We start from the raw sequence: 26,027 nt of genomic DNA, 5'->3' as shown, positions 1-26,027 counted from the left end.
TGATGCTATGATGATCACATTTCATTAATACATCACATCGGTTTCGCCTGGAGGAAGTATATGATCGAGACATTAGCGCCAGCCGTTTCTTGCGCAGGTCTGGGCAGCGATGACTTCGCTAAGGGTGGAATGAATCCCAGCATCATCGACGTCACCATCAACGAACGCGTATTCGGCATTCGCGCGGCCGATATTGATACCCAGCGTAACTCCGCAAGCATGCTCATCAGTAAGATGTACGCCTGGCGCGGCTATAGCGGGAATCACCAGATCGGCAACGACCCGAACCGGATCACGCTGACCGCTTCGGACCACGGGCAGGTGTTCGGCACATTGAGCTTGGGCTTGGACTCCGAGATCGGCCTGATGGCCGACCAGGTGTTTTCCGACTACGTGGATACCCAGCGCAGTAGCGGCAAGGTGTGCGAAATCATCAAGCTGGCTGTCGATCCGGCGATCAAATCCAAGGCCGTGCTGGCCTCGCTGTTTCACGTGGCCCTGATCTATGCCCGTGACCTGAACGGTTGCAGCCATATCTTTATCGAGGTCAATCCACGTCACCGTCGGTTCTATGAAGCCATGTTGGGCTTCCAGACAGTGTGCGAAGCGCGGCCCAACCCGCGCGTCCAGGCGCCGGCAGTGTTGCTCAGTGCCGCTACAGCCTATGGGACCGAGCAGGTGGCCAAGTGGGGTGGCATGCAGGACAAGGCAGTGGGCGAGCGCTCGCTGTTTCCATGGTTCTTTTCGCAGCGCGAAGAGGCCGGCATCATCAACCGTTTGCGCCAACTCGGTTAATCGCTCACCCGTCTGCGGTCCATCCAGAAGGGCCCCGGCAGCCTGCCATACTTTCTCTGTTGCATTTGTTCCTTGCCTGCTTGGCAGGAACGTCCTATATTCAGCGCTCTTGTATTTGACAATGAGGGTGCGCCATGACGACAGGTAAGACCAGGGACGAAATCGCCGAAGCCTATTCCTCCGAGCCGTGGTGGTACGACCTGCGCGGTTTCTTCATTCTGACCTTCGCTTATAACAGCACCATCGGCACCCAGATGCGCTTCTTCGGACCGAACTTCGGTCCGGAACACCTGGAAGTGGCATGCGGCACCGGAACGCTGCTCGAGATGGTGCTGAACTGGCGCCGTCGCCGCAAGCTGCCGCAAGTCAAGGTGACTGGTATCGACTACGCCCCGTCGATGCTGGCCGGTGCCAAGCGCCGTTTTGCCAATAATCCCCAGGTTGTTGTCCAGCACGCCGATGCGGCACAGCTGCCGTTTGCCGACAACAGCTACGACACGGCCAATATCGCCAACTCGATCCACTGCTTCCCGACGATCGATGGCGCCTTGCGCGACATCCTGCGTGTGCTCAAGCCAGGTGGCACCATGGCGGCAAACGTGTTGTTGTATCCAACCGGATTCGCACCGCTGCGCTGGGCAGCGCAAAAAATCAATGACTGGGGAATCCGCAAGGGCATTCTTTACAGCCCATTCCATATCGAAGAACTACGCGCCAAGATGCTGGCAGCAGGGTATGAGATTCATTCGGAATTTACGTCTGGAAATACATGGAATGTAGTTGTGCGTAAGCCGGTGTAGGACTGCTCTGACAGCATGTTCGTCATACAGTAAATATGCTGTCGGTATTTTTTACACTGGTGTTTCGTGTTGATCATCAAAAAACGCTAACTGTTTGATTTAAAACAGATCTCTTTGGCTGGCACGGTGATTGCTTATATACCTCCGTGAGCAGTACCCCAGACAACCCAGGAGATCTACAAAATGAACGCCTTCAAGAAAACCATCGTCGCCGCATCGATCGCAGCTGCTTCCCTGTTCAGCATCAATGCAAATGCCGCGCTGTTCAACGAGTTCAGCGTGTCTGTCGAAGGCAAGAATTTCAAGGCTGACAAAATCGGCGGCAACTACGTCGAGCTGGCAACCTTCAACCCTGACGGCACGTTTAATGTGTCGCTGCTGTGGAACGCCGGTCAGTTCATCACCGGCGGCGGAACCCAGAACGTGCGCAACACGGGTTTGGACAATGACTACGGCATCTACGCAATCTACAAGGCATCGGGCAACTACACTACCACTGGCGGTGCAACCACCTTCAACTTCCTGCCAGGCTCGGGCGCTCTGCAGATGTTCCTGGACGTGAACAACGATACCGACCGTACTGTGCCAACGACCGGTTCGGGCAACTTCGTGTTCACCAGCTCTGGCGATGACCGCCTGCTGGCAACCGGAAATGCACTGTCTGGCGAAGGCACGTTGAACCCATCGCTGAGCACCTGCGGCGATTCGAATGGCCTGAACTGCGGTAGCTTTGGTTCGGAAACCACGTTCAGCCTGACGCCTTTCGGCAAGACCATCTTTGTCGCACCGAATCCGTTCTACAACATGTCGTTCCAGTCGGGTAACCTGAACAACTTCACGCCAACCGGTACGGTTGAAATCAACGGCGGCTTGAACGTAGTGTTCTCGCGCGCAGCTGAAGTGCCAGAGCCAGCATCGGTTGGCCTGCTGGGCCTGGGCATGCTGGGTCTGTACGCAGCACGTCGCCGCAACAAGAAAGCTGCCTAAGAATAATGGGCCTGCTGCGCAGGCCTTCTTCTTAAGCAAGAAAAAACCACTACCGGAAACGGCAGTGGTTTTTTTTCGTTGCCTGATTCGTCAGCATGATGCGCCGATGAGCCGACGCACCAATCGTTCAGCGGCCGGCAGCCGCCATGCGCGCGAATTGACGCCGGCCAATGGCAATTGCCAGACGCTGGATCGGATGCCGGTTGCCGCCCGGCCGCCACGTGCGCTTGAGCTTGTTGCGGTAGGCATCGAACTGCATGCCCCACGGCGCCGCCAGCACGTCGCCGCGGCCTAGCAGGATCTTGAGCGACTCAGTGGCAATGATGCCCGCGCACAGCTGGCAGGCCATGAAGGTCGACGGGCCGCGCCGCTCGGCGAAGTTCACCGCTCCCGGCACCATCAGGTAGTTGCGGTGCAGACCGGCCGGCGCCAGGCCGACCACGAAGCGGATCGCTTTTTCCTGCTCCGGCAAATCGCCCCAGCCAAAATACTCTTCGAACGTCATCTTGCCCGGCATGAAGTTGAGCAGAGCGGCGCCCATGCCCAGTGGCGCTGCCGTGGTGGCCGGGATACCGCGCCGTGCGCAGGCGGCAAAGGTCTGCTGGCGCGCATCGAAAGCGAAGAAGTCGAGCGCATCGACGTACAGATCGACCCCGGCCAGGAATTCATCAAGATTGTCGGCATGGACGCCTTCGGCAAAGATCCTGATGTCGATGTCGGGGTTGATGTCGCGCGCCATGCGCGCCAGCACATCGGCCTTGGGCTGGCCGACTGTCGACATCATCGCGCCGACTTGGCGGTTGAAGTTGGGAATGTCGAACGTGTCGAAGTCGGCAATGTGAAAATGCGTGACGCCCAGGCGGACCAGCGTCAGCAGGTGCACGCCACCAACCCCGCCGCCGCCCGCGATGGCAATGCGCTTGCCACGCAACTGCTGCTGTTCGGCAGGCGTGACCCAGCCAATATTGCGTGAAAACGCCTGCTCGTACTGGAACGGATTGCTCATCGGGGACATTGCGAAAAAGTAGGGACAAGCTGGTCGGCGCCGCGGGAAGAGCAGGGCGCATACCGGCGGCGCGGTCGCTTACGCCGGATGTGACTCATCCATGCGCAGCAGGCGGTTGATGATACCGCGTTCCTCGCGGGGCGAGAAGAAGTATGGGTAGAACGAGCGCTCTTCGGTTTCGCCATCGGCGGCAAAGGTGCCGCCAAAAATGCTGATCTGCTCGGTTACGTAGTTGAGGTTTACGCGCAGCAGGTAGGCTGGCGCATCCACCCGCGTGTTGATCTTGAGGTCCCCCTCTTTGCGAAACCCCAGCATCCGCTCGTAGAAGCGGCGGTGGCGGGGGTTGACCTCGATGATGATGTCGGTGCAGCCATGCATGTCGCGGGCGTAGATGACGGCCAGGTGGAACACGTTGGCCAACGCGGTTTTCGAGCGTACCGACGGATCGAAAGCAAATTTGGTGAATTCGCACAGGCGCGCGCCATTGGCGCGGTGTGCATCGAGTTCAACGCCGAAGACTTCATCGGCCATCAGCCCGACCTCGGAATCGATGCCGATGCTGAGAGTGCCGACGACGTCGCCTTTGTCGGTGGCGGTCAGCGTGATGCGATTGGGGTCGTTGCTCGGCCGGTGATCTCCGGAATAGCCACGCCAGGCGTACATCCTGTTGATCAGCATGCTGGCCGAGTTGCGACCGTCCGAAGTATCGGTAAGCCGGATTCCGTATGAATCGTCGTTCACGATAAACATCCTTATTTATGTCATGACATCTTATCTCGACATCAATAAATTGAGCGTTCGATAGGATGAATAAATATCATCGCCAGGATGCTGTATGCAACGGTAAAACAAAGCCGCCGCAAGCCATGTGATGGCGTGCGGCGGCAACATGCCACCTTACAGCGTCTTGAGCAGCGCGCGTGCCTCATCGGCTTGCGCGAATGGCGTGTTCGCTGCCAGCAGCTTGTCCAGTTCGCGCTTGGCGCCGGCCTTGTCGCCACTCTTGTTCAGCGCCTGCGCCAGGTGATAACGGATCTCCATGGCATTCGGTGCCTGGGTGCTGGCTTTTTGCAGCAGTGGCAGGCCGCGTGCGACATTGCCCTGTTCCACCAGCATCCAGCCCAACGTGTCCATCACGCCCGGATTGTCGCTGGCGACCTTGAATGCCTGCTCGGCGGTTGCCAGCGCGCGTGGATCTTTCACCTGCTGGTAAGCCCAGGCCAGGTTGTTCAGCACCATCGGGTTGTCCGGCGCCGTCTTTTGCACCGATTCCAGACGGGCGATGGCTGCCTTGTAATCCTTGCCCGCCATATTGATCTCGGAAACCATCATCGCCATGCGTGCATCGCCCGGGTTCTGTACCAGCCACTTCTCGGCGCGCGCCAGTGCCTCCTTGCTCTTGCCGCCCGCCTGCATCGCCTGCACGACCTTGGCATTCAGTTCCGACGACGGCGCCAGTGCCACGGCTTTTTCATACGCCTGCAGGGCTGGTGCGCTCTTTTGCTGGCTCATCAGGATGTCGCCCTCGAGCACGAAGCCGAGCGGCGCTTTCGGCGCGGCCTGCTGCACCTGGCGCGCCGCTGCCAGTGCGTCGTCCGGGCGCTTGGCGCGCATCGCCATGTCCACCTGCATCAGGCGCGCAGGCATGAAATCAGGTTGCAGGTCGACCGCACGCTTGATATGGCCGGCGGCTGCACTGTCATTCTTGAGCAGGCGCTGTACCTCTGCCAGGCGAATCTGGGCCGGCGCCGATTTCGGCAGCACATTGGCCAGTTTGCTGTAGGTATCGAGCGCACCGTTCAGATCCTTGCTAGCGACCTGCGACTGGCCCAGCAGTTCAAGCACGCCGGCATCGGCCGGATGCGTGGTCTGGAACTTGCGGGCCAGCGCCAGCGCTTTTGGCGCCTGGTCGGTGCGCAGGTAGTGCGCACCCAGCTTCAGTGCCGGGGTGGTTGCCTGCGGATTGGCCGTGCTGGCTTTTTCGAACCAGGTGGTGGCCTCGGCCGTGTTCTTTTGCAGCAGTGCCAGCTCACCCAATGCCGCCATCGCATCGGCATTGTCCTTGTTTTTCTCGAGGAAGGCCGTGAAGCGCGCCTTGGCAGCGTCCGGCTTTTTTTCCTGCATGTCCAGACGCGCGAGATTGGTGACGGCTGGCAGGAACGTCGGCTGCAGCTGTACGGCTTTTTCAAACGCCGTGCGCGCTGGCGCATTCTTGCCCTGGACCATGTACACGGCGCCCTTGAGCTGCTGCACCTGCGCGCTGTCAGGCTGCTGCTTTTCGAGCGATGCCACGGCGGCCTCGGCCCGGTCATAGCGCTTCATGCCCATCTCGGTCTGCACCAGAGCCATCGTCGCCTGGATCGATTTCGGATCGAGCGTGGCGGCTGCTTCGAGCTCGCTCAGACCACGGGCCTGGTCGCCCTGCGCCAGGCGCGACAGGCCAAGCGAGGTGCGCACAGCGGCAGCTTGCGGCGCCAGCGTGGCGGCCTGCTGGAGGTAGCTGCTGGCCTTGTCGAAGTCGCGCACCTGCATGTACGACTCACCCGCCAGTGCCAGCAATTGCGCATCCTGCGGCGCGTCTTTCAGGGCCGGCGCCAGGGTTGCGGCGGCATCGGCTGGCTGCGAATTGCGCAGTTGTGCCTGGGCCAGCAGCTTGCGTGCATAGACATTGTTCGGGTTACTTTGCAGGTATTTGCGCAGATGCTGCTCGGCCTGCTGGGTCCCGCCCAGGTTCAGCTCCGATGCGCCGGCCAGCAGGATGCTCGGCTGGTGATCGGGCGCGATCTTGAGGATTTTGGCCAGCGCGTCTTTCGCTGCCGAGTATTTGCCTTGCGAGAACTCGAACAGGGCGCGGGTGTACACCACCAGCAGACTGCCCGGCGAATTCTTTTCGGCTGCCTCGACTTCGATCTTGGCCGCATCGAACTTGCCGCGGGCGATCTCGACATAGGCCTTTTCAATGTGGGCGCCGCGGTGATCCGGCTTGAGCTTGAGTGCCTGGTCATACGCGGCCAGGGCTTCGTCCGGCTTGTTCATCATGCCCAGCATCGAGCCGCGCATCATGTAAACTTCGGGATTCTTCGGATCCTTGGCAACAGCGTCCTCGACATAACGCTGTGCTGCTTCGCGGTCGCCTTTGGCGGCGGCCATGCGCGCCATGCCCATCAGGGCCTCGCCCGAATTGGCATCGGCCGCCAGCGCGGCGGTGTAGGCCTGCTGCGCTTCGTCCGGCTTGCCGCTGCCCAGCAGGGCATCGGCGCGCAGGCTCAGCAGTGGTGCCGAGCCTGCCGCTGCTTCGGGCGTGATCTCGGTCAGTACTTCCTTGAACTTGCCTTGCTGTGTCAGCGCTTGGCCGAGCAGCGGCAGCACGCGCGCCGCCGGGATGTTCAGCGAACGGGCGCGGCCGAATTCTTTTTCAGCCGACACGGCATCGCCGGTCGACAATTGCAGGGTCCCCAGCGCCATGCGCGCTTCGCCATTTTCCGGGCTGTTTGCCACGGCATTCTTCAATTGGATCAGCGCCGCCTTGATATCGCCTTTTTGTTGATAGTTAGTGGCTTCGGCCAGCAGGGTCTCGGTCGACTGGGTGCGGTTGCAACCGGACAGGCCGGCAGCAAGGATGGCGCCGGACAGCAGGGCGGTAAGAGTAAGCTTGGTAGCGTGGCGCGACATGTGGGATTCCTCAGGCAGTGGAGTTCGTTGTTTCGCCAGATAGCGAAATTCCTCAACAACAAATAATACCTGAAGGAACAGCGTCGCCAACGTGCAAACGGGTGCAATTGTTGCAAATTCCAGCCATAGGTAACAGCAAAAAAGTGAGAGCAATTGTTACCGAGACAGGAGGCGACCGGCGCAGCCCTTTTCACTCCTTTTCGGTGCCGGGGCCCTTGCTCAGACGTTGCAACAAGGCATCGACATGTTCGCCCACGGGCAAGCCGTGGCGCCGCAATAACTGGACGTGGAGCACGAGGTTTTCCAGCACCAGCTTGGCCGACACGGCAAGCAGGGTCATCAGGCGATCTTCGTGGCTGAAGTTCTCCATCGCCCCCGCCATCTCACACAGGTGATTGGCGACGAGGTCGCGCAGTTCGTCTTCGGGGAAGGGGAGGTCGGCGAAGTCGATCGGGTCTTCCTGTTCGACTTCGCGCATCAAGGCGGCGAGTTGTGCGGGGCGGATCGGCATGAATGACTCCGTGGTGGTCACTATCGTAATCACTAAGCCATTCTAGGCCGTTTGCAGACGGCGTTATTACATATTGCGCCGATACTGCCCACCCACTTCAAACAGCGCCGTCGTGATCTGCCCCAGCGAGCACACGCGCACGGCGTCCATCAGGTGCGCAAACACGTTCTGGTTGTCGATTGCGGCCTGGCGCAGGGCGGCCAGAGCGGCCGGCGCGGCATCCGCATGACGCGTGTGGAAGGCATCCAGGCGCTGCAGCTGCGACTGCTTTTCGTCGTCGGTCGAACGTGCCAGTTCGATGGTCGCCGGCGCGCCCGATCCCTTCGGGTTGCGGAAGGTATTGACGCCGATGATCGGCAGCGTACCGTCGTGCTTCTGGTGCTCGTACAGCATCGACTCTTCCTGGATCTTGCCGCGCTGGTAGCCGGTTTCCATCGCGCCCAGCACGCCGCCGCGTTCGGCGATGCGCTCGAATTCCTGCAGCACCTGCTCTTCGACGAGGTCGGTCAGTTCGTCCATGATGAACGCGCCCTGGTTCGGGTTCTCGTTCTTGGCCAGGCCCCATTCGCGGTTGATGATCAGCTGGATGGCCAGCGCACGGCGCACCGATTCATCGGTCGGCGTGGTGATCGCTTCGTCGTAGGCATTGGTGTGCAGCGAGTTGCAGTTGTCGTAGATCGCGATCAGTGCCTGCAGCGTGGTGCGGATGTCATTGAAGTCGATCTCTTGCGCGTGCAGCGAACGGCCCGATGTCTGGATGTGGTACTTGAGCTTTTGCGAACGGTCGTTGGCGCCGTAGCGCTCGCGCATCGCCACGGCCCACAGGCGGCGTGCGACGCGCCCGAGCACCGTGTATTCCGGGTCCATGCCGTTCGAGAAAAAGAACGACAGGTTCGGCGCGAAGTCGTCGATGTGCATCCCGCGCGCCAGGTAGGCTTCGACGAACGTGAAGCCGTTCGACAGCGTGAAGGCCAGCTGCGAGATCGGATTGGCGCCCGCTTCGGCAATGTGATAACCCGAGATCGACACCGAGTAGAAATTGCGCACGCCGTGGCGCACGAAATATTCCTGGATGTCGCCCATGACCTTCAGCGAAAAATCGGTCGAGAAGATGCAGGTGTTCTGGCCCTGGTCTTCCTTCAGGATGTCGGCCTGCACGGTGCCGCGCACGCTGGTCAGCACCCAGGCGCGGATCTTTTCGCTTTCATCCGGCGTGGGCTGGCGGCCGTTGTCGTGCGCGAACTTGTCGATCTGCTGGTCGATTGCCGTATTCATGAACATCGCCAGGATGGTCGGCGCGGGGCCGTTGATCGTCATCGACACCGACGTCGACGGGCTGCACAGGTCGAAGCCGTCGTACAGCACCTTCATGTCGTCCAGCGTGGCAATCGACACGCCCGAGTTGCCCACTTTGCCGTAGATATCGGGCCGCAGCGCCGGGTCGGCGCCGTACAGCGTGACCGAATCGAACGCGGTCGACAGGCGCTTGGCGTCCATCCCCGTCGAGACGAGCTTGAAGCGTTTGTTGGTGCGGAAGGCGTCGCCTTCGCCGGCGAACATGCGGGTCGGGTCTTCGCCTTCGCGCTTGAACGGGAACACGCCGGCCGTGTAGGGGAACGCGCCCGGCACGTTCTCGAGCATCAGAAAGCGCAGGATTTCGCCATGGTCTTCAAAGCGTGGTAGCGCGACCTTGCGGATCGGATTGCCCGACAAGGTTTTTGTGACCAGGCGCGTGCGGATTTCCTTGTCGCGCACGTGCGTGACGTAGTCGTCGCCGGCATACGCGGCCTGCAGCGCAGGCCAGGCCGCGACGAGGTTTTTGGCTTCGCCATCCATCGCGTTGTCGCGTTCGGCCATCAGGCCGTCGAGCGCGTCGCCCGTGGCAGGGCTCTGGCCAGCGGCCAGCAGCATGCGCTTCGATTCGCCCAGTTGCTGGCGCTCGCGTGCGAGTTTCACCTGGCGTGCCACGTGGCGGTGGTAGCCGCGCACGGTGTCGGCGATCTCGGCCAGGTAGCGGCTGCGCGCCGGCGGCACGATCACGTTCTTGCCGCTCGAGTAGCGCAGCGCCGGCGCGGGCAGGCTGCTCGCATCGATCGGCAGGCCAAGCGCCGCGAGCCGGGGCAACAGGCCGTGGTACAGCGCCGTCACGCCATCGTCGTTGAAGCGCGACGCCTGGGTGCCGAACACAGGCATCTGGTCCGGACTCTGGCTCCACAATTCGCGGTTGCGCTGGTACTGCTTGGCCACGTCGCGCAGCGCGTCGAGCGCGCCCTTGCGGTCGAACTTGTTGATGGCGATGAAGTCGGCGAAATCGAGCATATCGATTTTTTCGAGCTGAGAAGCGGCGCCGAACTCCGGCGTCATCACGTACATCGACGTGTCGACGTGCGGCACGATGGCGGCGTCGCCCTGGCCGATGCCCGACGTCTCGACGATCACCAGGTCGAACCCGGTCACCTTGCAGGCCGCGATCACGTCGGGCAGCGCCTGCGAGATTTCCGAGCCGGCGTCGCGCGTGGCCAGTGAGCGCATGAAGACGCGCGTCTGCCCGTTCCACGGACTGATTGCATTCATGCGGATGCGGTCACCCAGCAGCGCGCCGCCGGACTTGCGGCGCGACGGGTCGATCGAGATCACGGCGATGTTCAGGCGGTCGCCCTGATCGAGGCGGATGCGGCGGATCAGTTCATCGGTCAGCGACGACTTGCCCGCGCCGCCGGTGCCGGTGATGCCCAGCGTCGGCACGCGCAGCGTCGCGGCGTGTTCGAGGATCTGCGCGCGCAGCGCGGCGTCGACCTTGTCGTTTTCCAGCGCCGTGATCAGCTGCGCCAGCGGGCGGTGGCGCGCGGCCAGCTCGCCCTGCTGCAGCGCCGCCAGCGTGGTCGGGGCGTACGGCGACAGGTCGACGTCGCAGGCTTGCAGCATCGCGTGGATCATGCCGACCAGGCCCATGCGCTGGCCGTCTTCCGGGCTGAAGATGCGGGTGACGCCGTAGGCATGCAATTCGTCGATCTCGTGCGCGACGATCACGCCGCCGCCGCCGCCGAACACCTTGATGTGCGCGCCGCCGCGCTCGCGCAGCAGGTCGATCATGTACTTGAAGTATTCGACGTGGCCGCCCTGGTAGCTCGAGATGGCGATGCCTTGCGCGTCTTCGGCCAGCGCCGCCGTGACGACGTCATCGACCGAGCGGTTGTGGCCCAGGTGGATGACCTCGGCGCCATTCGATTGCAGGATGCGCCGCATGATGTTGATCGAGGCGTCGTGGCCGTCGAACAGCGAAGCGGCGGTGACGAAGCGCACCTTGTTGGCCAGTTGCGGGGTGGCGGAGGCAGCCAGGTTGGCGGCAGTGGTCGTATCGTTCATGGTAGCGGTCCTTGAAGGCGTGAGGACGAGGAGTGCTGGTACGGTATCTGACGTTAACGTTAACGTCAAGCTGAAGGCGCGATGTCCCGGTATGTGTACCGTGCCTATAGGGCAACAACAGGTGATTAAAAGAAATCTCTTCGTTATACTGGTGGCATAACGACGCGCAGCGTCGGCATCTCGTAATGAAAGAGGCAGCAGATGTTAAAAAAAGTCGATGCGTCACAGCTCCGGGTGGGCATGTTCATTCATGACCTCGATTGCGGGTGGATGGAACACCCCTTCGTGCGCAGCAAGTTCCTGCTGTCCTGCGAGAGCGAAATCCAGAAGATCCGCGATGCGCGCATCCGCGGCGTCGTGATCGACTGCAGTCGCGGCATGGATGTCGACGCGCCGACGCTGGCGCAAGCGCAGGCGGCCACCGAAGCCGAAGTGACGGCGCTGGCCACCACCCTGACCAGCCGGGTACGGGTATCGGTCGGCGAAGAGCTGCGCCGCGCCGCCACGGTGCGGCGCGAGGCGGTGGGTGTGGTGCGCACGGTGATGCAGGATGCGCGCCTGGGCAAGGCCGTCGAGCTCGAGCAGGTCGGGCCGGTCGTGCAGAACATCACCGAATCGATCCTGCGCAACGCAGGCGCCTTGCTCGGCCTGTTGCAGATCAAGAACAAGGACGATTACACGTTCCTGCATTCGGTGAGCGTGTGCGCGCTGCTGGTGGCGTTCTGCCGCTCGCGCAATCTGGATGACGAGCGCATCTACCAGGCCGGCATTGGCGGACTGCTGCACGACACCGGCAAGGCGCTGGTGCCGGATGCGATTCTGAACAAGGTGGGGCGCCTCACGGACGCCGAGTTCGAGATCGTCAAGCGTCATCCGCGCGATGGCCACGACATCCTGCTGCGCACGCCAGGCATCGGCGCCATTCCACTGGACATCACGCTGCACCACCACGAACGGCGCGACGGCAGCGGTTATCCGGACCGTCAGGCCGAGGACGCGATCAGCGAACTGGCGCAGATGGCGGCCATCGTCGACGTATACGATGCGATCACGTCGGAGCGCTGCTACCACAAGGGCATGCCGGCGGCCGAAGCGCTGCGCAAGATCCACGAATGGAGCAAGTTCCACTTCAATCCGGGATTGGCGCAGGAGTTCATGCGCTGTGTCGGTATCTATCCGGTGGGCACGCTGGTGCTGCTGGAATCGGGCCGCCTGGGCGTCGTGATCGAGCCGCATGAAACAAGTCTGCTCACGCCCAAGGTCAACGTGTTCTTCCACACCAAACAGCAGCGCTACATCAAGCCCGAGACCGTCGATCTGTCACGGCCGCTGGGCTTTGGTGGCGGTGACCGCATCGTGCGTCACGAATCGGCCGAGAAGTGGCAGGTCGAACCGCTGCGCTTCATGCAGGTGGCCTGAGCGCGCAACGCGTTCAGAAGAATTCGGCGGTGTCGTTGGTGGTGACGGTCTGCAGCAGGCCGCCATCGACCAGCGCTTCGTAATGGCACACGCGGTTGCGGCCGTTGGCCTTGGCGAAATACAGCGCCTGGTCGGCGTGGCCGAGCGTGACGACCGGCGAATCGGCCGCGCTGACACCCGTGAAGCCAATGCTGACGGTGACTTGCCCCACCTGCGGGAAATGGTGGCTTTCGACATCGAGGCGAAAGCGCTCGATGATGCGGCGCGCGTTCTCGAGCGTCGTCGAGCGCAGCAGCACCACGAACTCTTCACCGCCAAAGCGAAACACCCGGTCCTGCGTACGGAATGACGACTGCAGCAGGTTGGCGATCAGGATCAGGACCTCGTCGCCGTACAGGTGACCGAAGCGGTCGTTGACGGTTTTGAAGTGGTCGACGTCGACCACGGCCAGCCACTGCGCCTCCGCCCCATGCTGTCCGCGCCGCTCGGCCAGGCCGGGCACGACGGGATCGACATCAGTGGCATGCAGCATGCGCGCCAGCTGGTCGTCGAAGGTCTTGCGGTTGAGCAGGCCCGTGAGCGAATCGCGCTCGCTGTAATCGAGCAGATTCTGGAAGTTGCGGTACACGCTGACGATGCCGCTGACCATGTACAGCGCCTCCGGCGTGAATGGGGTGTCGTGGACGATCTCGAGGCAGGTATCGGCCCGCTCGCCGAACCAGATCGGCAGCCACAGGCGGCGCAAGCCGTCCTGACCCATGCCTTCGGCGCGTGTGGCGTGCTGGCGCAGGCACGCCTCGAGTTCAGGGTAGGTGGCGATCGGCTCGCCCGGGCCGCTGTCCTGCGGTTCTTCCGGACAGGCAACGCCGCCAGCCTGGATGCAGGCGCGCGAGCGCACGAACAGCTGGTCGCCAACCGTGGAAATGCCCAGGACCCGGGTCTGGTTCGCGCCCGATAGTTCCTGGACCGCCGAGATCACCGAGATGTCCAGCATCGCATGATCGCGGTGGCCGGTCATGTCCACCATGTGTCGCAGCAGGGAATCCATGTCGTCGTCGTCAGGCCAGCCAAAGCACGAAAAAAAAGACCCTGCAGATGGCGTGGGATGACGCGCAAGAGGGCCAGAAGTGCCGCATTTTTCAGCGGCCAAGCAAAACAGCATAATGCTTTTTTGTACTAGCGGCAACTATTCTTGGCGATTTTTCTCCTGTGTCATCGGGTCGTGACCCATCGGCTCGTGAACCTTGTTTTTCCTCACGCAGAAAATATTTCCATGCGGAAATCTGTGCATCGTCAAATTGCCGTGCGGCATTAATGCCTATAGTCAACTTACTGGCACAAGTCATAGAGCAGGGGCGGCCGGGCCCGGTCGCAGCCAGTATTTTTCAACCATTAAAGGAGTTTTGTCATGAGCACGATTACCTCCGCCATCAAAGCCTTCATCGCAGACGAAAACGGTGTGACTGCCATCGAGTATGGCCTGATCGCTGCACTCATCGGCGTCGCAATGGCCACCGTGGCTGGCGAGGTCGGTACTGGCATCAAGGAAACGTTTGAGTACATCCAGGCGCAGTTGGACGGCGCTCTCCCGACCGCGCCGTAATGCGCGTGCCCCCCGGGTCGCAGTCCGGCCCCGGGGGGCATTTTTTCTGGAGCCGATCATGAATATCGCACCCTACCTCGACACACTGCTGCTGCTGCTCGTGACGGCCGCCGCGATCAAGGATCTGGAAAGTCGGCGCATTCCCAATGCATTGCTGCTCGCTGGCGTACTTGGCGCGCTGCTGCTGCACCTGCTGTCGCCCCAGCCAGTGACGGCGCTGCTATCCGCGTTGGGTGGCTGCGCGACCGGTCTGGCGGTGCTGCTGCCGTTTTATCTGCTGCGCGGCATGGCCGCCGGCGACGTCAAGATGATGGCCGCCGTTGGCGTCTTCACCGGCGCGGGCGACGCGCTGCGCATCGCCATCCTGGCCTGGTGCGCAGGCGGCGTGATGGTGCTGGTGGTTCTCATTGTCAGAGGGCGGCTGCGCCTGGCCCTCGCCAATCTGTGGGCCATGTTGCTGCCCATCCTGCTGCGCTTGCAACGTTTGCCAAGCCCGGGTCAGGACTCCGGCGGCCGGCCCAGCGCCGGCTCGATTCCGTATGGCGTGGCCATTGCTGCGGGGACCATCGTGCATCTGGTCGGCCGTTACGGCGCCACACACCTCGCTTGATCGCCGGGGCCGCTCTTGTCAGGCATCAAGTGCCCAAAATAGATGCTCGTTAGAATCAATTGAGGTTTTCCCAGAACCAACTTCCGCCGCAGGAGACGTCATGATCGGAGTGTTATCGGCCGCCGCGCTGACAGGACCGGAGGCATCGTTGTCCCTGCCTGCGCCGGGTTTTGATGCGGATGGCAATCTCGCCGCAGTGCTGCCGCGCCAGCCGCGCACGGTGCGCGATACGGGACTCGACGCGCGCCTGGTGACGGCGCTCGTGGTCAAGACCCTGCATGCCGACGGCAAGACGCCGCTATCCCAGTTGACTGGACGCCTGCGGCTGTCGGTCAGCGTGCTGCGCGAAGTGTTGCAGGCCCTGGTGGGCACCCAGCAGGCCGAAGTCGCGTATTCGGGCGACAGCGATCTCGATGTGCATTATCAGTTGACCACCCTGGGCCAGCGCGCCGCCGGCGAATACCTGGCCGAATCGCGCTATGTCGGCCCGGCGCCGGTGACGCTGGCAGCGTGGCGCGCCGTGGTCACGCGCCAGTCGCAGCGCCAGCCCGATGCCGCGCGCGTCACGCGCACCGAGCTCGATGCGGTGCTCGACGGCGACGGCCTGGCGCCGGCCATTCGCGAGCAGATCGGCGCCGCGCTGTATTCGGGCCGCCCGCTGCTGTTGTACGGTCCGTCCGGCAGCGGCAAGACGTCACTGGCGCGCAAGCTCGCGCGCCTGCGCCAGGATCCGATCGCGGTGCCGTATGCGGTGCTGGTCAACCATGAAATCATCCAGCTTCACGACCTGGTGCTGCACCCCCTCCCGTTGCACGTACGCGCCCTTGAAGAGCGCCGCAGTGGTGATGCACGCTGGGCCCTGAGCCAGCGTCCGCTGGTGCACGTAGGGCCGGAGCTGGCGCGCGACATGCTGGAGCTGCGCAGTGATCTGGGCAGCGGCGTGCTGCACGCGCCGCCCCACATCCTGGCCAACAACGGTTTACTCGTGGTGGACGATGTGGGCCGCCAGCGTGTGCCGCCGGGCGAACTGCTGCACCGCTGGCTCGGCGCGCTCGAAGCAGGCCTGGACCATGTCACGGTGCCGGGTGGCGCCACGCACGTCTTGCCGTTCGATGTGAGCCTGGTGCTGGTCACCAGCCTGACGCCGGAATCGGTGCTCGACGACGCCTGCCTGCGCCGCATCGGCTACCGGATTCCGGTCGGACCGCTGTCGGAGCAGAGCTATCGCGCACTGCTGCGGCGCCAGGCGCGGCAGCGCCGGATCGATCTCGATGACAGTGCCATCGCGTTCCTGATCGATCACCTGCACCGCCGCACCGGGCGCGCGCTGCTGGCCGCCTATCCGCATGAGCTACTGGGCCGGATCGCCGACTTCGCCGGCTTTACCGGTCAGCCGCCGTGCTGCGACGTCGATGGCCTGACGCGCGCGTGGTACAGCCTGTTCGGCGAAGGGGACGCACCATGAAAAACAAGCGCGCCGTGATCATGATGGGGCTGGCCGTGGTGCTCGGCCTGCTGGCCGTGGCGCTGGCCGCGCGCTGGTTGCTCAATGCGCCGGTGCCCGCGGCCGGCAGGATCGTCGTCGCGAACAGCGACATCGACATCGGTCAGCGCTTGACCCCCGCGCTGTTCATCGTGGTGGATTGGCCCACTGCCAGCGTACCCAAGGGCGCGTTCACCGATCCCGGGCCGCTGAACGGCCGGGTCTTGCGCAGCAGCCTGCTCGCCGGCGAGCCGGTCAGCGAAGCCAAGCTGGCCCCGGTCGGTACGCTGGGTGGCCTGTCGGCCCTGATCACCGAAGGCAAGCGCGCGATCACGGTGCGCGTCAACGACGTGATCGGCGTGGCCGGTTTCGCCCTGCCGGGCAACTATGTCGACATCATCGTCAGCACCGAAACGGCGCCCGATCCGAACGCCCCGCAGGCCCGTGCGCACAGCATCTCGAAGATCGTCCTGGAGCGCATTCTGGTGCTGGCAGTGGCCCAGGAAGTGGGCCGCGACGAGACCAAGCCCAAGGTCGTCAATGCCGTCACGCTCGAAGTCACGCCCGAACAGGCCGAAAAGCTGGACCTGGCGCGCAGCGTCGGCACGCTGTCGCTGGCGCTGCGCAACCAGATCGATCCCGCCGCCACCGCCACCACCGGTGCGACCAAGGAGAACCTGCTGCCGGCGCCACCCGCCGCGCCGGTCGTGCTGCGCGCTGTGCCACCACCGCGGGTGCAGCTGGTGCGGGCGCCGGCGCCACCGCGGGCGCCGCACCGCGAATGCATCAGCGTCATCAACGGCCTGCACGCATCGCAGGAATGCTTCTGATGTCTTTCACTGGACCGATCATGCACCGACATTCCACGATCGCACTGCGCGCCTGCCTGGCGGCTATGTTGGCAGGCCTGAGCGCACTGGCCCTGGCTGCCCCGGCAGGCAAAAAAGCTATCGTACCCGACACGGCGGCGCAGCCCGGGCTGCAACTGAACGGCAGCTGCCAGGGCGAGGCTGCGAGGCCAGCCACCATGGCACTTCAGATGGGCAAGTCGACCATGCTGCGCCTGCCCGAAGCAGTACGCCGGCGCAGCGTCGGCAACCCGGCCGTCGTGCAGGCGATGCTGGTCGCAGCGGACACGCTGTATATCGCCGCCGTCGATGTCGGCACCACCAATATGATCGTGCAGGGCCGCAGCGGCGCGTGCAGCGTGATCGACATCACGGTCGCGATGGACCCGGCCAGCCTGCAAGCGATGCTGGGCGTCGCCATGCCGTACGAGAAGGATATCCGGGTGATGGCCGCCAATGACACGCTGGTGCTGACCGGTACCGTCAGCGATGCTGCCGCCGTCAACCGCGCCGTGGAACTGGCCGGCGCCTATGTGCGCCGCCCGCTGCGCCAGTTGCCGGCGGCCGACAAGGACAACGCAACCGACGGCGTGATCCAGGTCGGCAATGGCAGCGGAGGCGGCGCCGCTGCCGGGGCAGGTGGCGCCAGCGCCCGCGTGATCAATCTGCTGGCGGTCAGCGCGCCCCAGCAGGTGCAGCTCGAGGTCAAGGTGGCCGAGGTCGCGCGCACGCTGCTCGAGCGGCTTGAAACCGGGGTGCGCCTGAGCTTCGGCTCCGGCAGCTGGACCACCACGCTGGCCACCGATTTTCTCAGCGGCCTGGCGCGCGGCGGCCTGGCCGGCCTGAAGACCAACGGTAACCGCTTCGGCATCGACACCGACAAGCTCGATGGCCTGGTGCGCATCCTGGCCGAACCGAACGTGCTGGCCATCAGCGGCCAGGAAGGCGCGTTCCTGGCCGGCGGCAAGTTCTTCATCCCGGTGGCGCAAGACAATAACAAGGTGACGCTGGAAGAGAAGGAATTCGGCGTCGGCCTGCGTTTCACCCCGACGGTGCTGGGCGGGGGCCTTATCAACCTGAAGGTCGCGCCCGAAGTATCGGAGCTGTCGCGCGAAGGGATCGGCATCAGCGCCGCCGGCATTGCCGGCACCGCGATCATGCCATTGTTGACCACGCGCCGCGCCAGCACGACGGTGCAGCTGCACGACGGCCAGAGCTTCGCCATCGGTGGCCTGGTGCGCAACAACCTGGTCGCCAACCTCAAAGGCTTACCGGGACTGAGCGACGTGCCGATACTGGGCGCGCTGTTTCGCAGCACCGATTTCCAGCAGGAGCGCACCGAACTGGTCTTCGTCATCACGGCGCGCCTGGTCAAGCCGCTGGCGGCCGGCAGCCTGAGCTTGCCGACCGATCGTTTCGACCCACCGTCGCGCGCCGGCGTGCTGCTTGGCGGCCGCCTCGAAGGCACGCCAGCCTCCAGCACGCCCGCCGCTGGCACGGCGCCTGTCCCACCCGCACCGGCGCCGGCCGCCGGTGGTCCCGAACCGGAATAGGAGAGCAGCATGGCATCCACATTCACACGCCGGGCGGCGCTGGTGCTGCTGGCCTGCGGCGCGCAGGGCTGCATCTCGACCACGCCGCAATGGGACAGCCAGTTCGGCGCGGCGACCCGTGCCAACCTGGCCGCACAGACGATCCACCCGGCAGCGGGTGCCAGCCGCAACCCCGCCGCCGGGCTCGATGGCCGGGCCGCGCGCGCGGCCATCGACAACTACGAGCGCTCGTTCGCACAACCGGACACCGGCCAGCCGGCGCCCATGATCCGTTCGCGGTAAGCGCGCGGCTTTACCCTTACCGAGGATTTCATGAGAGCGCTCCTGATCAGCCGGGACAGCCATCTGTACGCGGAACTGGCCGCCCAGGGCGCCGCGCGGGTGCCGCCCCTGCACCTGGGCGCGACCCGCGCCGGCCTGCGCGAGGCGCTCGACCGCCCCGATCCCGACGCGCCGCAACTCGTGATCGTCGATGCCAGCAACCTCGAACCGTCCGAGGCCAGCCTGCTCGAGCGCCTGGGCCGGCAGTATCCGACCGCGCAACTGATGCTGCTGACTACCCAGCACCAGCCCGACCTGTTGATTACCGCGATGCGCGCCGGCGTGCGCGAGCTGCTGCAACTGCCGCTGGTACACCGCGCCTTTCATGAGGCGATGGACCGCATCGCGAGCGCCGCCGGCATGTCGACCATGCGCGACGGGAAGGTGCTGGCCTTCATCGCCTGCAAGGGCGGCAGTGGCGCCACCTTCATCTCGACCAATTTCGGCTACGCGCTCGCCTCGCTGGCGGGCAAAAAGGTGTTGCTGATTGACCTGCACGGTCAGTTCGGCGACGCCGCCCTGTACGTGTCGGACCAGAAGCCGGCCATGACGATGTCGGACGTGTGCGCCCAGATCGCCCGCATCGACGGGCCGTTTCTCGAATCGTGCCTGGTGCACGTCACGCCGGGCTTCGGCGTGCTGGCGGCGGCCGACGATCCATCCCACGAGCGGCAGGCCAAGCCCGAACACATCGACACCATCCTGCGCGTGGCGCGTCAGCACTACGACTATGTGCTGCTCGACGTCGGGCGCCAGATCGACGCCGTGTCGCTGCGCGCGCTGGACGTGACCGACACGATCTACCCGTTGCTGCAACTGGCGTTGCCCGATATCCGCGATGCGCGCCGCCTGCTCGACATCTTCCGCTCACTCGGCTATGTGCTCGACAACATCCGCCTGATCGTCAACCGCTACGAAAAAGGCGGCAAGCTGCGCCTGCAGGACCTGCATGCGGCGTTGGGCTGCGAAGTGGTGCACACCTTCCCCAACGACTACATCGCGGTCACCGATTCGGTGAACCAGGGCGTGCCGGTGCTGCAGTTATCGCGCTCGAGCGCCGCCGCGCGCAGCCTGGCCGACCTGGTCGAGCTGGTGACCGCGCAGCGGGTCCACGAAAGCCGCGGCCTGCTGGGGCGCCTGTTCGGGCGCCAGGATCACGACGACTGACTCGTTCCCCACGCTCGAACCACGCACCGGAGACATCGATGTCCCTTCGCGAACGCCTTGCACTGTCCGACCCCGAGCGCCCGACCGGCGCCGAATCGCATGACGCCCCGAATCAGGCCTACCAGGAGCTCAAGAAGCTGATGCACCAGATGATCCTCGACCGGATCGACCTGGAACGCCTGAAGCGCCTGACCGCCGAACAGTTCAAGCACGAACTGGCGCTGCTGGTCCAGCGCATCATCGAAGACGAACGCATCGTGCTGAACCAGCACGAGCGCCACCACCTGGTGCTCGACATCCAGCACGAAATGCTGGGCTTTGGCCCGCTCGAGCCGCTGCTGGCCGATCCGACGATCTCGGACATCCTGGTCAACACCGCCAGCAAGGTCTGGGTCGAGCGGCGCGGCAAGCTCGAACTGACCGACGTCACCTTCCACGACAATGCCCACCTGATGAAGATCATCGAAAAGATCGTCTCGCGCGTCGGGCGCCGGGTCGACGAATCGAGTCCGATGGTCGATGCGCGCCTGCCGGACGGCTCGCGCGTGAATGCCATCATCCCGCCGCTGGCCGTTGACGGGCCAATCCTGTCGATCCGCCGCTTCGGCGGCAGCCCGCTGACGGTGCACAACCTGCTCGAGTACAAAAGCATGGCACCGCCGATGATCCGGGTGATCGAAAGCCTGGGCATGGCCAAGGTCAACATCCTGATCTCGGGCGGCACCGGCAGCGGCAAGACCACCTTGCTCAACTTAATTTCGGGGTTCATCCCGGCCAGCGAACGGGTGGTGACGATCGAGGACGCGGCCGAGCTGCAACTGCGCCAGCCGCACGTCGTGCGCCTGGAAACGCGCCCGCCGAATATCGAGGACAAGGGCGAAGTCACGCAGCGCGCGCTGGTACGCAACGCACTGCGCATGCGCCCCGACCGGATCATCCTGGGCGAAGTGCGCGGCGCCGAGGCGCTCGACATGCTGCAGGCGATGAACACGGGCCACGAAGGCTCGCTCGCCACGATCCACTCGAACACGCCGCGCGACGCGCTCTCGCGCCTGGAAAACATGGTCAGCATGGCCGCCGTGAACCTGACGCCGCGCGCGATCCGCCAGCAGATTGTTTCGGCGGTGACGGTGGTGCTGCAAGTCTCGCGCCTGACCGACGGCACGCGCAAGCTGGTGAGCATGCAGGAGATCACCGGCATGGAAGGCGAGGTCATTTCGATGCAGGAGATCTTCCTGTTCGAACAGCGCGGCGTCGACCCGCAGGGCAGGGTGCTCGGCCACTTCAGCGCGACCGGTGTGCGGCCGCGCTTTGCCGACCGCCTCAAGCTGTTCGGGGTGCCGGTGCCGGACGACACGTTCGATCCCGACCGCGTATTTGATTGAAGGATCGGTCATGGACATCCTGTTCTACGGTTTCGTCGTGGTGCTGTTCGCCGCCGTCATCCTGGCGGTCGAAGGCTTCTACCTGTGGTGGATGAGTACCCGCGGCGCCGCGGCGCGCCGCATTGCACGCCGCCTGCAGGTCATGTCCAGCGGCACGCAGACACGCTCGGGCGAACGCATCTCGATCCTCAAGCAGCGCCCCTACAGCCGCCGGCCTGCACTGGACCGGCTGCTGCACCGGGCGGCCCTGGCCCAGCGCATCGATGCGCTGCTGGTGCAGGCGGGGGCCCGCTGGACCGTCAGCCACTTCATTGGCGCCACCTTCGGCTGCGTGATCACGGTCCTGGTGGCGTGCACCATCTGGGCCTTGCCGCTGCCGGTGCGCCTGCTCCTGTGCGTGGCCAGTCCTGGCCTGCCCTGGTGGCTGCTGCAGCGCATGCGCAGGCGGCGCCTGATCCGCATCGAGTACCAGCTGCCGGAGGCGGCAGACTTCATCGCGCGTGCGCTGCGCGCCGGGCACTCGTTCATCAACGTGCTGCAGATCGTCGGCAATGAAATGCCCGAGCCGCTGGCCGGCGAATTTCGCATCGCGCGCGAAGAGATCAATTACGGCGTACCGATGAACGAAGCGCTGCACGGCCTGGCCGCGCGTATTCCGCTGACCGACCTGCGCTACCTGGTGATTGCGGTGCTGATCCAGCGCGATTCGGGCGGCAACCTGGCCGAAATCCTCGGCAATATCAGCGGCATCATCCGCGCCCGCCTGAAACTCGTGGCCCAGGTGCGGGTGCTGTCGGCCGAAGGCCGCATGTCGGCCTGGATTCTGGGCTTGCTGCCATTTGGCGTGATGGGCGTGATGACGCTGAGCAGCCCGCAGTATGTCAGCATGCTGTGGACCGACCCGAGTGGCCAGCGGCTGCTGTGGTACGGGCTGGGCATGATCATCTTTGGCGTACTGTGGCTGCGCCAGACTATCCGCATCCGCGTATGAGGCCGCGATGAATACCATGCAACTGTTGTTTTTGCTGATTGTCTTCGTTGTCGTGTGCGCGCTGTGCTGGGTCGCACTGGCCCTGTTCGCGCCGGTGGCCCTGCGCGAGCGTCTGCGCCGTCTTCTCGGCCAGCGCGCGGTGCCGGGCATTGGTGACGCGCCGCGCCTGCGCTGGATCGAGCGTGTCGCCAGCGTTGCCCGGCCGCTCACCCGGCTGTCGATCCCCGAAGAAGGCTGGGAAAAATCGACGCTGCGCACCCGCTTCATGAACGCCGGCTGGCGCAACCCGGCGGCGCCGACGCTGTACTTTGCGGCCAAGACGGCGCTGGCGCTGCTGGCGCCCGCCGTGCTGGTGCCCGTGATGCTGTTGCGCGGGGATATGTCGGTCCGCATGGTGCTGATGATCCTGCTGTGTGGCGCGGCGCTTGGCTACTACCTGCCCAACGCCATACTGGCGCGCCGCGTCAAGCGGCGCCGGCGCGAGATCTTCGAGACCATTCCCGATGCACTCGACCTGTTGACGGTGTGCGTCGAAGCGGGCCTGAGTCTGGAGCGCGCACTGGTCAAGGTGGCCGCCGAAATCCATATCAAGAGCGTGGTGCTGGCGCAGGAGATGCAGATCGTGCTGATGGAAATGCGCGCCGGCTTCAGCAAGGAAAAGGCGCTGCGCAATTTCGCGCTGCGCTCCGGCGTCGACGATGTCGATACGCTGGTGGCCATGCTGATCCAGTCCGAACGCTTCGGCACCAGCGTGGGCGACGCACTGCGCGTGTATGCCGACAACCTGCGCCACAAGCGGCGCATGATCGCCGAAGAAACCGCTGCGCGCATCGGCCTCAAGCTGCTGTTCCCGCTGATCTTCTGTATTTTCCCGACGCTGATGATGGTTCTTCTGGGACCGGCGGCGATCCAGATTTCCCGTGCCATGAGCGCGCTGGCCAGCGCGCGCTGAACCCAAGGAGGCTGCCATGCGCCTGACCATTCACCGGAGCACCCGATTCACCAGGCTGGCCTTGCTGTGCGCGGGCCTTGCGGCGTGCGCGCCGCTTCAGGCGCCAGTCGGCGCGGAGCCAGGATCGCTTGCTGTCTGGCGCGACCTGGCCGCGTCGCAACCGGCTGATGCCGGACCGGATACTGCCTACCGGTTCACCGATCTGGGTAGCGCGTATCTGCGCAGTGGCGATTACGACGCTGCCCGCGTGGCGCTGGAACGGGCCTGCCTGCTCGACCCGCTGGTCGCGCATTCGTGGGAGTTGCTGGGCGAAGCGCTGGCGGCGCTGGGGCAGGATGCCCGCGCGCGGCAGATGCTGCGCCAGGCTGCGTCGCTGCGCCAGCACGACTTGCGCGCCGACTTCGCTGCGACCGGTGGCCAGACGGGCGTCGCCGCGCTCGGCCAGGCCATGGAAACGCCACAGCCCGGCTGGGCGCAGGCGCAGATCCACGTCGGCGTGGACGGCATGATGGAACTGCGCCGCATACCGGCCAGCGCGCCTGTTGTGCCGTCTGCCTCGCAGTCTGCCTTGCAGCCGCTGTCACTGCCTCCGGCCGTGGCGCGCCTCGAGATCAGCAATGGCAATGGCGTGACCGGGATGGCGCGCGCACTGGCGCGCCGGATCGACGCACCTGGCCTGCGGGTCACGCGCCTGTCGAACCAGCCCGGCTTTGCGGTGCGCCACACGCGCATCGAATACGACGCAGCCCACGTCGATGCGGCCCGGCGTCTGGCGCAGCGCGTGGGCAGCGTGCATCTGCAGGAAGTCGACCACCCCGCGCCCGCCAACCTGCGCCTGGTGCTGGGCCGCGACCTGGCGCACCGCGGCGCCATGCTGCATCTGAATGCGGACGGGGCAGAGTCGCTGGCGCTGCGTTGAACCGGTCACGGCGCCGGCGCTGCATCCTTGCGGTACACCCGCACATAATCGACCAGCATCCGGCGTGGGAACGCGGTCGTGCTGTCCGGATAACCAGGCCAGTAACCGCCGACGGCAAGGTTCAGCAGCACGAAGAACGGGTGCTCGAATACCCAGTCGCCTTTCACCAGGGCCGGCGTGGCAGTGTGGTAGTGGACGCCGTCGCGGTACCAGCGGATCGCCTGCGGTTCCCACTCGACGGCGAACACGTGGAAGTCATCGCCATAGTCGGCGTCGTCCAGCGCGATCGGTTTGCTGAACGCATGCTCGCCGGAGTAGCCCGGCCCGTGCAGCGTGCCGTAGGCATTGCGCGGTTCCTTGCCGATGATTTCCATGATGTCGATCTCGCCGCTGCGCGGCCAGCCGACCTTGCCGATGTCAGCGCCCAGCATCCAGAACGCCGGCCAGATGCCCTGGTCCTTCGGTACCTTGATGCGCGCCTCGAAGCGCCCGTACTGCGTCTCTTTCAGGCCGGCTGTCTTGAGCCGCGCCGACGTGTAATCCTTGCCTTCGTAGCGTTCCTTGCGCGCCTCGATGATCAGGTGGCCATCCTCCACGCGCACGTTCTCGGGCCGCGCCGTGTAGAACTGCATCTCGTTGTTGCCCCATCCATGGCCGCCCGTCTCCAGTGTCCAGATCGTGCGGTCGAGCGTCGCGCCGCTGAATTCATCGCTCCACGCAAGCGTCCAGCCGGGCAGGCGCGCCTGCGTCTGTGTAACTTGCTGCCTGAGGTGCTGCATGATGTTGATGAACGTATCGGTCCAGACCACGTCACGGTGCGCAGCCAGGTAACGCACCAGTTCTTCATGCGCCTGGGACGACACGCTCAGGTGGTCGCCCCCGATGCCGTGGAAGGTGAAGGCGACCATCGTGCCGCGTGCGACGGCTTGCTCCACCAGCGCGATCAGTTCCGCACCGCTGGCGCCCACCGGGCCGACCGAGGCAACCTGATACGGGTCGATCGCCGCCATCGAGGCCGGCACGCCTGGCCCGTTGCCCGCCTTGATCGCGACGAATGCCGGGCGCAGTGCGGGCAGGTAGTCGCCGCCCAGCGCCTGCACGTCGCCGCAGGGCGCCGTGTAGGTGCGCTCGCGCCGGCCGTCGATCGCTTCGAGCATCGTGTTGGCCAGCAGGACCTGGTCGACCATCTGCGCGCGGCTGGTCGTTGCGAGGTCGCGATGGGGAGCGACCCAGCCGCGATCCGAGCCTTTGCTTGAGCACTGATGGAACAGGCTGTGGTTGCCCAGTTCATGACCGCGGGCAGCGGCGGCGCGCCATGCCGACAGGCGCGCCGCCACCGGCGGGCTCGATAGCTGCAGGTAGAAGGTGCCCTTGATGCCGTGGCGGTCCAGCGTGGGCAGCGCGTTGTCGAGTTGCGAGTCGAGCGCGTCGTCGTAGGCGAGGCTGACCGCAGCGCGCGCGCCGCCGGGCCAGGCAAAGGCGGGCACCGGCGCAGCAGCATGCACGGTACCGCTGAAAGCGACACAGACAGCGGCGAGCAGGGTGCTGCGGGAGACGCGTCGTGCGCAAAGGGCAAGAAAATGGTGCATGCATGCTCCAGTTTGGAAACGTTACCAAAACGTCAAGCTGACTATAGCCC

At 64.4% G+C, this 26,027-nt stretch carries 22 protein-coding genes and 1 pseudogene; 15 read left to right on the top strand and 8 right to left on the bottom strand.

All coding sequences use genetic code 11. From position 1 onward, the window contains the following. The first annotated feature begins 60 nt into the window (after positions 1 to 60). From IFU00_18635 to pepA, 3 genes are all read left to right on the top strand, one after another. Positions 61 to 795 (top strand): GNAT family N-acetyltransferase, encoded by a 735-nt coding sequence (locus IFU00_18635; GenBank protein MBD8544297.1) that lies wholly within the window; start codon positions 61 to 63, stop codon positions 793 to 795. Between the two features lie 134 nt (positions 796 to 929). Further along, on the top strand, positions 930 to 1,595 hold the full coding sequence (locus IFU00_18630) for a class I SAM-dependent methyltransferase (GenBank protein MBD8544296.1): 666 nt from the start codon (positions 930 to 932) through the stop codon (positions 1,593 to 1,595). Positions 1,596 to 1,778: 183 nt separating this feature from the next. Next, positions 1,779 to 2,582: a flocculation-associated PEP-CTERM protein PepA gene (pepA, locus tag IFU00_18625; GenBank protein MBD8544295.1), complete on the top strand. Its 804-nt coding sequence runs from the start codon at positions 1,779 to 1,781 to the stop codon at positions 2,580 to 2,582. Positions 2,583 to 2,709: 127 nt separating this feature from the next. Here pepA and IFU00_18620 read toward each other — a convergent pair whose 3' ends face one another. The 5 genes from IFU00_18620 to IFU00_18600 form a co-directional block, all read right to left on the bottom strand. Beyond that, a complete protein-coding gene (locus IFU00_18620; GenBank protein ID MBD8544294.1) occupies positions 2,710 to 3,588 on the bottom strand; it encodes a ThiF family adenylyltransferase in 879 nt (292 codons plus the stop codon). Between the two features lie 78 nt (positions 3,589 to 3,666). Then, the gene (locus IFU00_18615; GenBank protein ID MBD8544293.1) at positions 3,667 to 4,344 is read right to left on the bottom strand and encodes an N-acetyltransferase; all 678 of its coding nucleotides are present in this window, start codon (positions 4,342 to 4,344) and stop codon (positions 3,667 to 3,669) included. A 141-nt stretch (positions 4,345 to 4,485) separates the two neighbouring features. Next, positions 4,486 to 7,260, bottom strand: coding sequence for a PEP-CTERM system TPR-repeat protein PrsT (gene prsT, locus IFU00_18610; GenBank protein ID MBD8544292.1), 2,775 nt, complete (start codon positions 7,258 to 7,260; stop codon positions 4,486 to 4,488). Positions 7,261 to 7,450: 190 nt separating this feature from the next. Beyond that, positions 7,451 to 7,771, bottom strand: coding sequence for a hypothetical protein (locus tag IFU00_18605; protein MBD8544291.1), 321 nt, complete (start codon positions 7,769 to 7,771; stop codon positions 7,451 to 7,453). 66 nt (positions 7,772 to 7,837) lie between these two features. Further along, entirely contained in the window at positions 7,838 to 11,137 is a 3,300-nt protein-coding gene (locus IFU00_18600; GenBank protein MBD8544290.1) for a cobalamin B12-binding domain-containing protein, read from the bottom strand. A gap of 201 nt (positions 11,138 to 11,338) precedes the next feature. Here IFU00_18600 and IFU00_18595 point away from each other — a divergent pair, with 201 nt between their 5' ends. Further along, the gene (locus tag IFU00_18595; GenBank protein ID MBD8544289.1) at positions 11,339 to 12,556 is read left to right on the top strand and encodes an HD-GYP domain-containing protein; all 1,218 of its coding nucleotides are present in this window, start codon (positions 11,339 to 11,341) and stop codon (positions 12,554 to 12,556) included. A 13-nt stretch (positions 12,557 to 12,569) separates the two neighbouring features. On the opposite strand, the gene IFU00_18590 is transcribed toward IFU00_18595, so the two are convergent. Continuing rightward, entirely contained in the window at positions 12,570 to 13,604 is a 1,035-nt protein-coding gene (locus IFU00_18590; GenBank protein MBD8544288.1) for a GGDEF domain-containing protein, read from the bottom strand. A 360-nt stretch (positions 13,605 to 13,964) separates the two neighbouring features. Between IFU00_18590 and IFU00_18585 the strand changes: the two genes are divergently transcribed. The 11 genes from IFU00_18585 to IFU00_18535 all read left to right on the top strand — a co-directional run bounded on the left by IFU00_18585 (position 13,965) and on the right by IFU00_18535 (position 24,388). Next, the gene (locus IFU00_18585) at positions 13,965 to 14,159 is read left to right on the top strand and encodes a Flp family type IVb pilin (GenBank protein MBD8544287.1); all 195 of its coding nucleotides are present in this window, start codon (positions 13,965 to 13,967) and stop codon (positions 14,157 to 14,159) included. Between the two features lie 58 nt (positions 14,160 to 14,217). After that, entirely contained in the window at positions 14,218 to 14,769 is a 552-nt protein-coding gene (locus IFU00_18580; GenBank protein MBD8544286.1) for a prepilin peptidase, read from the top strand. Between the two features lie 127 nt (positions 14,770 to 14,896). Beyond that, positions 14,897 to 16,234: an ATP-binding protein gene (locus IFU00_18575; protein MBD8544285.1), complete on the top strand. Its 1,338-nt coding sequence runs from the start codon at positions 14,897 to 14,899 to the stop codon at positions 16,232 to 16,234. After that, positions 16,231 to 17,082, top strand: a complete 852-nt coding sequence (gene cpaB, locus IFU00_18570) for a Flp pilus assembly protein CpaB (protein MBD8544284.1) — start codon at positions 16,231 to 16,233, stop codon at positions 17,080 to 17,082. Before IFU00_18575 ends, cpaB begins: the two co-directional genes overlap by 4 nt. Before the next feature lie 20 nt (positions 17,083 to 17,102). Then, complete coding sequence (locus IFU00_18565) at positions 17,103 to 18,653, top strand: type II and III secretion system protein family protein (protein ID MBD8544283.1); 1,551 nt, start codon at positions 17,103 to 17,105, stop codon at positions 18,651 to 18,653. A gap of 9 nt (positions 18,654 to 18,662) precedes the next feature. Further along, entirely contained in the window at positions 18,663 to 18,935 is a 273-nt protein-coding gene (locus tag IFU00_18560) for a hypothetical protein (protein ID MBD8544282.1), read from the top strand. Between the two features lie 30 nt (positions 18,936 to 18,965). Beyond that, positions 18,966 to 20,141 (top strand): AAA family ATPase, encoded by a 1,176-nt coding sequence (locus IFU00_18555; GenBank protein MBD8544281.1) that lies wholly within the window; start codon positions 18,966 to 18,968, stop codon positions 20,139 to 20,141. Between the two features lie 38 nt (positions 20,142 to 20,179). After that, a complete protein-coding gene (locus tag IFU00_18550) occupies positions 20,180 to 21,526 on the top strand; it encodes a CpaF family protein (GenBank protein MBD8544280.1) in 1,347 nt (448 codons plus the stop codon). Positions 21,527 to 21,536: 10 nt separating this feature from the next. Beyond that, positions 21,537 to 22,517: a type II secretion system F family protein gene (locus IFU00_18545; GenBank protein MBD8544279.1), complete on the top strand. Its 981-nt coding sequence runs from the start codon at positions 21,537 to 21,539 to the stop codon at positions 22,515 to 22,517. 7 nt (positions 22,518 to 22,524) lie between these two features. Further along, positions 22,525 to 23,469 carry a type II secretion system F family protein gene (locus IFU00_18540; protein ID MBD8544278.1) on the top strand — a complete coding sequence of 315 codons (945 nt, stop codon included), beginning with the start codon at positions 22,525 to 22,527 and terminating at the stop codon, positions 23,467 to 23,469. A gap of 16 nt (positions 23,470 to 23,485) precedes the next feature. Then, positions 23,486 to 24,388, top strand: coding sequence for a LytR C-terminal domain-containing protein (locus IFU00_18535; protein ID MBD8544277.1), 903 nt, complete (start codon positions 23,486 to 23,488; stop codon positions 24,386 to 24,388). Positions 24,389 to 24,393: 5 nt separating this feature from the next. Here the strand turns inward: IFU00_18535 and IFU00_18530 are convergent, their stop codons facing one another. Next, the gene (locus tag IFU00_18530) at positions 24,394 to 25,167 is read right to left on the bottom strand and encodes a glycoside hydrolase family 16 protein (protein ID MBD8544276.1); all 774 of its coding nucleotides are present in this window, start codon (positions 25,165 to 25,167) and stop codon (positions 24,394 to 24,396) included. Then, positions 25,147 to 25,977 (bottom strand): annotated as a pseudogene (locus IFU00_18525) (polysaccharide deacetylase family protein). The gene IFU00_18530 and the pseudogene IFU00_18525 overlap by 21 nt, the downstream one beginning before the upstream one ends. Positions 25,978 to 26,027 lie beyond the last annotated feature (50 nt).

This window comes from Oxalobacteraceae sp. CFBP 8761 (assembly GCA_014841595.1).
GTDB lineage: Bacteria > Pseudomonadota > Gammaproteobacteria > Burkholderiales > Burkholderiaceae_D > Telluria.
The sequence above is the reverse complement of the archived record's forward strand: the minus strand, read 5'-3'. Positions and strand labels throughout refer to the sequence as shown.